This window comes from Pseudomonas floridensis (genome assembly GCF_002087235.1).
GTDB classification, from domain to species: domain Bacteria; phylum Pseudomonadota; class Gammaproteobacteria; order Pseudomonadales; family Pseudomonadaceae; genus Aquipseudomonas; species Aquipseudomonas floridensis.
Genome location: NZ_MUIO01000039.1, coordinates 57,697 through 64,632 on the forward strand (window position 1 = coordinate 57,697; position 6,936 = coordinate 64,632).

General features: G+C 60.5%; 6 protein-coding genes. 2 read left to right on the plus strand and 4 right to left on the minus strand.

Annotated elements, in window-relative coordinates:
• Positions 1–86 precede the first annotated feature (86 nt).
• Positions 87–1,733: a phosphoglucomutase (alpha-D-glucose-1,6-bisphosphate-dependent) gene (gene pgm, locus BZK31_RS11740; RefSeq protein WP_083182821.1), complete on the plus strand. Its 1,647-nt coding sequence runs from the start codon at positions 87–89 to the stop codon at positions 1,731–1,733.
• Positions 1,734–1,787: 54 nt separating this feature from the next.
• Here pgm and BZK31_RS11745 read toward each other — a convergent pair whose 3' ends face one another.
• Entirely contained in the window at positions 1,788–2,063 is a 276-nt protein-coding gene (locus tag BZK31_RS11745) for a peptidylprolyl isomerase (protein WP_004879573.1), read from the minus strand.
• 122 nt (positions 2,064–2,185) lie between these two features.
• Between BZK31_RS11745 and BZK31_RS11750 the strand changes: the two genes are divergently transcribed.
• Positions 2,186–3,352: a PilT/PilU family type 4a pilus ATPase gene (locus BZK31_RS11750; RefSeq protein WP_083182823.1), complete on the plus strand. Its 1,167-nt coding sequence runs from the start codon at positions 2,186–2,188 to the stop codon at positions 3,350–3,352.
• 33 nt (positions 3,353–3,385) lie between these two features.
• Here the strand turns inward: BZK31_RS11750 and BZK31_RS11755 are convergent, their stop codons facing one another.
• From BZK31_RS11755 to BZK31_RS11765, 3 genes are all read right to left on the minus strand, one after another.
• Entirely contained in the window at positions 3,386–4,147 is a 762-nt protein-coding gene (locus BZK31_RS11755; protein ID WP_083182825.1) for a 3-hydroxybutyrate dehydrogenase, read from the minus strand.
• Positions 4,148–4,157: 10 nt separating this feature from the next.
• A complete protein-coding gene (locus BZK31_RS11760; protein ID WP_083182827.1) occupies positions 4,158–5,549 on the minus strand; it encodes a GntP family permease in 1,392 nt (463 codons plus the stop codon).
• Between the two features lie 252 nt (positions 5,550–5,801).
• Positions 5,802–6,936: sigma-54 interaction domain-containing protein (locus tag BZK31_RS11765; protein WP_083182836.1), on the minus strand; the 1,135-nt coding region annotated here is incomplete at its 5' end.

Below are 6,936 nucleotides of genomic sequence, written 5' to 3' on the forward strand. Positions count from 1 at the left end.
GCTGTCGAACTGCCAGTAAACTGCCGCATCGTTCGCGGCCCATTCGGTTTTTCTTCCCGAATTCCCTTTTTATCCACGGAGGTTGTATGAGTCTCAGTCCTTTCGCCGGCAAGCTGGCACCTGCGCAGTTACTGGTCGATATCCCGAGACTGGTCACGGCTTACTACACCGGTCAGCCCGATGCGTCGGTTGCGACCCAGCGCGTTGCGTTCGGCACATCCGGGCATCGTGGTACATCGTTTGAGCTGAGCTTCAACGAGTGGCATGTTCTGGCCATCAGCCAGGCGATCTGCCTCTACCGTCAGGCCAAGGGCATCGACGGACCGCTGTTTCTGGGCGCCGACACCCATGCGTTGTCCACGCCCGCAGCGGCAACGGCGCTCGAAGTGCTGGCGGCCAATGGCGTACACGTCATGATTTCGCAAGGTGACGAATACACGCCGACACCGGCTGTGTCTCACGCGATCATCTGCTACAACCGCGGCCGCACATCGGGCCTGGCGGACGGCATCGTCATCACGCCATCGCACAACCCGCCACAGAGCGGCGGTTTCAAGTACAACCCACCCAATGGCGGCCCGGCCGACAGCGATGTCACCAAGTGGATCGAGAACAAGGCCAATGAGTTGTTGGCTGAAAACGTGCTGGGCGTGTCGCGCATGAGCCACGAAAAAGCCCTGCGTGCCGACACCACTCACCGTCATGATTACGTGAACACTTACGTGGCAGACCTGAAGAGTGTCATCGACATGGACGCCATCCGTGATGCCGGGCTGCGCCTTGGTGTCGATCCGCTCGGCGGTGCAGGGGTCAACTACTGGACCGCGATTGGCGAGCACTACGGTCTGAACCTGGATGTGGTCAACAAATTCGTCGATCCAACGTTCCGCTTCATGAGCGTCGACTGGGACGGCCAGATCCGGATGGACCCGTCTTCCAGCCATGCCATGCAGAGCCTGATTGGTCTCAAGGATCGCTATCAGGTCGCCTTCGCCTGTGACCCGGATCACGATCGCCATGGCATCGTAACCCCGACCGGCGGCTTGATGACGCCCAACAGCTACCTGGCGGTGTCCATCGATTACCTGTTCCAGAACCGCCCTGACTGGCGTGCCGATGCGGCCGTCGGCAAGACCGTGGTCAGCAGCGGCATGATCGACCGTGTCGCTGCCCGGCTGGGGCGTCGTTTGTACGAAGTGCCGGTAGGCTTCAAGTATTTTGCCGATGGCCTGTTCGACGGTTCGCTTGGCTTTGGCGGTGAGGAAAGCGCCGGTGCTTCATTCCTGCGTCGTGATGGCTCGGTCTGGACCACCGACAAGGACGGCCTTATTCCTGCGCTGTTGGCCGCCGAGATCACCGCTCGTACCGGACATGATCCGAGCGAGCACTACCAGACCATGACCGAGCAACTGGGCAAGCCTTATTCGACACGTGTCGATGCCAAGGCCAACCCTCAGCAGAAGGCGTTGCTGAGCAAGCTGTCGCCAGAGCAGGTCACGTCCACCGAGCTGGCCGGGGAGCCGATCCAAACGGTTCTGAGCAATGCACCCGGCAATGATCAGGCGTTCGGTGGCGTGAAAGTTATGACCGAAAACGGCTGGTTCGCGGCGCGCCCATCGGGCACCGAAGACATCTACAAGATTTACGCCGAAAGCTTTGTCGGTGAAGATCATCTGCAGCGTCTGGTCGCAGAAGCTCAGGTACTGGTCGACAGCGCGATTTCCGCGAAGTAATCGACATGGCAACCGAAACGGCCCGTCTGCGTTCGCGCAGGCGGGCCGTTTTCGTCAATCCCGGTAAAACACCTGCACCAGGTGATAGCCGAATTTGCTCTTGATCGGCCCATGCACGGTGCGCAGCGGTTTTTTGAAAATCACCTGATCGATGGCCCCGACCATCTGTCCCGGCCGGACTTCGCCCAGATCGCCGCCGCGTTTGCCGGAGGGGCAGCTAGAATGCTTCTTGGCCAACACATCGAAGGCTTCGCCCTTGGCGATGCGCTGCTTGAGCTGTTCGGCCTCTTCGGCAGTCTTCACCAGAATGTGGCGGGCTTGGGCTTTCATGTCGCAATATCACCAACTGTAAAAGGCTGCCATTATGCCTTTTCCTGCTGCGTCTGGCGCTCGAGCGATGAAAGGCCGCACAGGCACACGTTTTTCCACCCAGTTTTCGTACGGTAGTGATTATGGATTTCCCGGCGTTGTTGAAGATTCTGGCCAGCCAGGACGGATCGGACCTTTATCTTTCCACCGGAGCGCCGCCTTGCGCCAAGTTCAATGGCGTGCTCAAGCCCTTGGGGACTGAAACCCTGAAGCCAGGCGAAGTCGCGAAGATCGCTCAAGGTCTGATGGACGAGGAGCAGAAGCTTGAATTCCTGCGCGAACTGGAAATGAACCTGGCCGTGTCGCTCGCCGGCATCGGGCGCTTCCGGATCAACATCTTCATGCAACGCAATGAAGTGTCCATTGTCGCGCGTAACATCAAGCTGGACATTCCCCGCTTCGAAGACCTGTACCTGCCGCCGATCCTGCTCGATGTGATCATGGAAAAGCATGGCCTGGTGCTGTTCGTCGGCGCCACCGGCTCGGGCAAGTCGACCTCGCTGGCAGCGCTGATCGATTACCGCAATCGCAATGCCAGCGGCCACATCATCACCATCGAAGACCCGGTGGAGTTCATCCACCGGCACAAGAAATCCATCGTCAACCAGCGTGAAGTAGGCGTTGACACCCGCAGCTTCAGGGCGGCGCTGAAAAACACCCTGCGTCAGGCGCCGGATGTGATTCTCATCGGCGAGATCCGGGATCGCGAAACCATGGAGCACGCGCTGGCCTTTGCCGACACCGGGCACCTGGCGATCTCGACGCTGCACGCCAACAACGCCAACCAGGCGCTGGACCGCATCATCAATTTCTTCCCCGAAGAGCGCCGCCCTCAGTTGCTGCACGATTTGGGCAATAACCTCAAGGCATTCGTTTCCCAGCGTTTGGTCAGGACACCGGACGGCAAGCGTCGGGCGGCGGTGGAAGTGATGATGGGCACGCCAACCATTCGCGACCTGATCCAGCGTAACGAACTCACCGAGCTCAAGGGCATCATGGAGAAATCCGGCAGCCTGGGCATGCAGACCTTCGACACCGCACTGTTCAACCTGGCAATAGAAGGCGCGATCAGCGAAGAGGAGGCGCTGAAACATGCCGACTCGCAAAACAACGTGCGTCTGCGCCTCAAGCTGCATGGCGAGGGCGGGGCGACCACAGTGACCACCGCCCCGGCCGCACCGACTGCCGCAACCAAACCCAATATGTCCGAGTGGGGCCTGGTCGAAGACGAGCCGCCTGGTCAAAGCTGATTCTCGGACGGTGGCCAGGTCGTTCTGCACCCATCACTGGGCCAACCAGCCCCCATCCACATTCCAGGCGGCGCCGCGGACCTGAACCGCCGCGTCGCTACACAGGAACAGCACCAGCTCACCCAGTTGTTGCGGTGTGACGAAATCCAGTGATGGCTGCTTTTCCGCCAACAGCCCATAGCGCGCTTGCTCGGTATCGCCGCCGCGACTGTCGATCTGCTGCTGCACCAGCGGCGTCAGCACCCAGCCGGGGCAGATGGCATTGCAGGTGATGTGCGTGGACGCGGTTTCCAGAGCGACCACCTTGGTCAGGCCGATCACACCGTGTTTGGCGGCGACGTAAGCCGCCTTGCCGGTCGAGCCGACCAAACCATGCACCGAGGCAATATTGACGATCCTGCCCCAGCCTTTTTTGCTCATGCCCGGCAGGCAGAGCCGCGTGGTGTGAAACACCGAGGACAGATTGATGGCGAGTACCGCATCCCAGCGCTCGACCGGAAAGTCCTCGACGCTGCTCACGTGCTGGATCCCCGCGTTGTTGATCAGAATGTCGACGCCGCCGAACTCACGGCTGGCGTAGTCGATCATGTCGGCGATCTGGGCCGGATCGCTGACATCGGCGTTGTGATGACCGACCTTTCTGCCAGACTGTCTGACCTGGGCGATCACGTCGGCGGTATCGCCAAACCCGTTGAGGATCACATCGGCACCGGCCTTGGCCAGTTGCAGCGCGATACCCAGGCCGATACCGCTGGTGGAGCCCGTGACCAGAGCGGTCTTGCCTTGCAGATTCATGATGGATTCCTTAAACGATGCCGGTGGCATAGAACGTTGCGATCACGACGAACACTGCGAGCGTCTTGATCAAAGTGATGCCGAAAATATCTTTGTATGCTTCGCGGTGAGTCAGCCCGGTCACCGCCAGCAAGGTGATCACCGCGCCGTTGTGCGGCAGGGTGTCCATACCGCCGCTGGCCATCGCCGCGACCCGGTGCAGGACCTCCAGCGGAATGTTCGCGGCGTTGGCGGCCGCGATGAAGTTTTGCGACATGGCGGCCAGCGCGATACTCATGCCGCCTGAGGCAGACCCGGTGATGCCGGCCAGCAGCGTGACGGTAATCGCTTCGTTGACCAGCGGATTGGGGATGCTTTTCAAGCCGTTGGCCAGTACCAGGAAACCTGGCAGTGAAGCGATCACTGCGCCAAAACCGTATTCGGAGGCCGTATTCATGGCGGCCAGCAGTGCGCCGCTGACGGCGCTCTTGGTGCCTTCGGCCAGCCTGCTTTGAATGGCACGGAAACCGAAGATCAACACCATCAGGATGCCGACCAGCAGTGCGGCCTCGACGGCCCAGATAGCCGTTACCTTAGCCACCTCGGTCTGCACGGGCGCAGCCATGCCAGGCAACGCCAGCGTGTGGGTTTTGCCGTACCACTGCGGAATCCACCAGGTAAACAGCAGGTTCATCACACCGACCGCCACCAGCGGCGACAGCGCGAGCCAGGGATTGGGCAGCTTCAGATCGGCTGCCGTTTCCGGCTCATTGCGCAATTGCGTGCCATACCCTTCGCCTGCGCGTTGGGCCTTGTTGCGCTGGCGCTGCAGATAGAGCATGCCGGCACAGAACACGAAAACCGTCCCGATCAGTCCCAGCCAAGGCGCGGCCCAAGCGGTGGTGTTGAAGAAGGTGGTGGGGATGATGTTCTGGATCTGCGGTGTGCCGGGCAGGGCGTCCATGGTGAATGAGAACGCGCCCAGCGCAATGGTGGCCGGAATCAGGCGTTTGGGAATGTTGCTCTGCCTGAACATTTCGGCGGCGAACGGATACACCGCAAACACCACCACGAATAGCGAAACGCCGCCATAGGTCAACAGTGCGCAGACCAGCACGATTACCAGCATGGCCTGACTTGTACCCAGCACGCCAATGGCTGCGGCAACGATGGAACGGGAAAACCCGGACAGCTCGATCAGCTTGCCAAACACCGCGCCCAGCAGGAACACCGGAAAGTACAGCTTGATGAAGCCGACCATCTTGTCCATGAACACGCCAGTGAAGGCGGGAGCCACAGCCGAGGGATCTGTCAGCAGCACCGCACCCAGCGCAGCGATGGGCGCAAAAAGAATGACGCTGTAGCCGCGGTAGGCAGCCAACATCAGCAGCGCAAGGGCTGCCAGTGCGATGAGAACGCTCATCGGTGTCTCCTGTTGTTATTGTTTTGGGTGAGGCACCCGCGTGCCGTCGAGCGTGTGTTGCGGGATTCGTGCCACAAACGCAACGTTTTGAAAGTAAAGGGGTTTATTAACTCGCGCGGGCAAAAGTCGCGAGTTTCGTCCACAAATAGAGAATTCAGGTGTGCCGTCCAGCTCGCCTTTGCTCAAGCGCCTCAAGCGAATGCTCAAGATCAAGGCATGGAGCCGATTCTCTAAAAAGAGACTGGAGTCTCGTTATTGGGATTCGGCGATGCCCAGCAGTGCCATTTTCTTGTAGAGCGTCGAGCGGCCCATACCCAACTGACTGGCGGCCTGCACCACGCTGCCTGCGCATTGACGCAAGGTGGATTCGATCAATTGCCGGTCGAATCGCTGGCGTGCCTCGCTGAACGTTTCCTGCTGCAGCAGCGGGCCGCCCGTGATGACGGCAGGCGCGGTCAACGGCGTCAGGGTGCCAATGGCGGCGTGAATGTCCTGGGCGGTCAACAACGGATCGTCACTGAGCAGCGCCGCGCGCTCCAGCACGTTACGCAGTTCACGGATGTTGCCCGGCCACGCGTGCCGGGCGAGGACGCCCAGTGCCGCGTGCTCCAGCTCATGGTGGCTACGCAGTTCTTCGAGAATGGCTTCGCTGAGCGCTGGCAGGTCTTCGAGGCGGTCGCGCAGAGGCGGCACGTTGATGGGCAACACATTCAGTCGGTAATAGAGGTCGGCGCGGAACTCGCCGCGTGCGATCGCGGCTTCAAGGTCCGATGAGGTAGCAGCGATCAGGCGCACATCGCTTTGATGCACTTCATTGGAGCCCACCGGCTCGTACTCTTTTTCCTGCAGCACGCGCAGCAGCTTGCTTTGCAACGCCAGCGGCATATCGCCGATCTCATCGAGAAACAACGTGCCACCCTGTGCGATTTTCAGCTTGCCGGGACGCCCCTTGCGCTCGGCACCGGTGAACGCGCCGGGTGCCGTGCCGAAGAACTCCGCTTCCAGAAGCGTTTCCGGGATCGCTGCGCTGTTGATGCTGACAAACGGTTTGTTGGCCCTTGATGAGGCATTGTGAATGGCATGAGCCAGCAATTCCTTGCCCGTTCCGGTTTCCCCCAACAGCAACACGGGCGACTCGGCACTCGCGCTACGTCGGGCGCGCCGTTTGACTTCAAGCGAGGCTTCGCTGGTGCCGATGAAGTGTGCAAAGCTGTATTTGGCCTGGCGGGCCTTGAGCAGCGAGCGGGTGGTGGCCAGCTCCTGCTGCATGCTCAGGTAGCGGGTCAGCAGGGGAGACAGGGTCTGCAACTGATCGAACAGCGCAAAACCAATGGCACCGATCAGTGCGCCTGTGTCGTCATGAATCGGCAGGCGCACTGATCGGTGC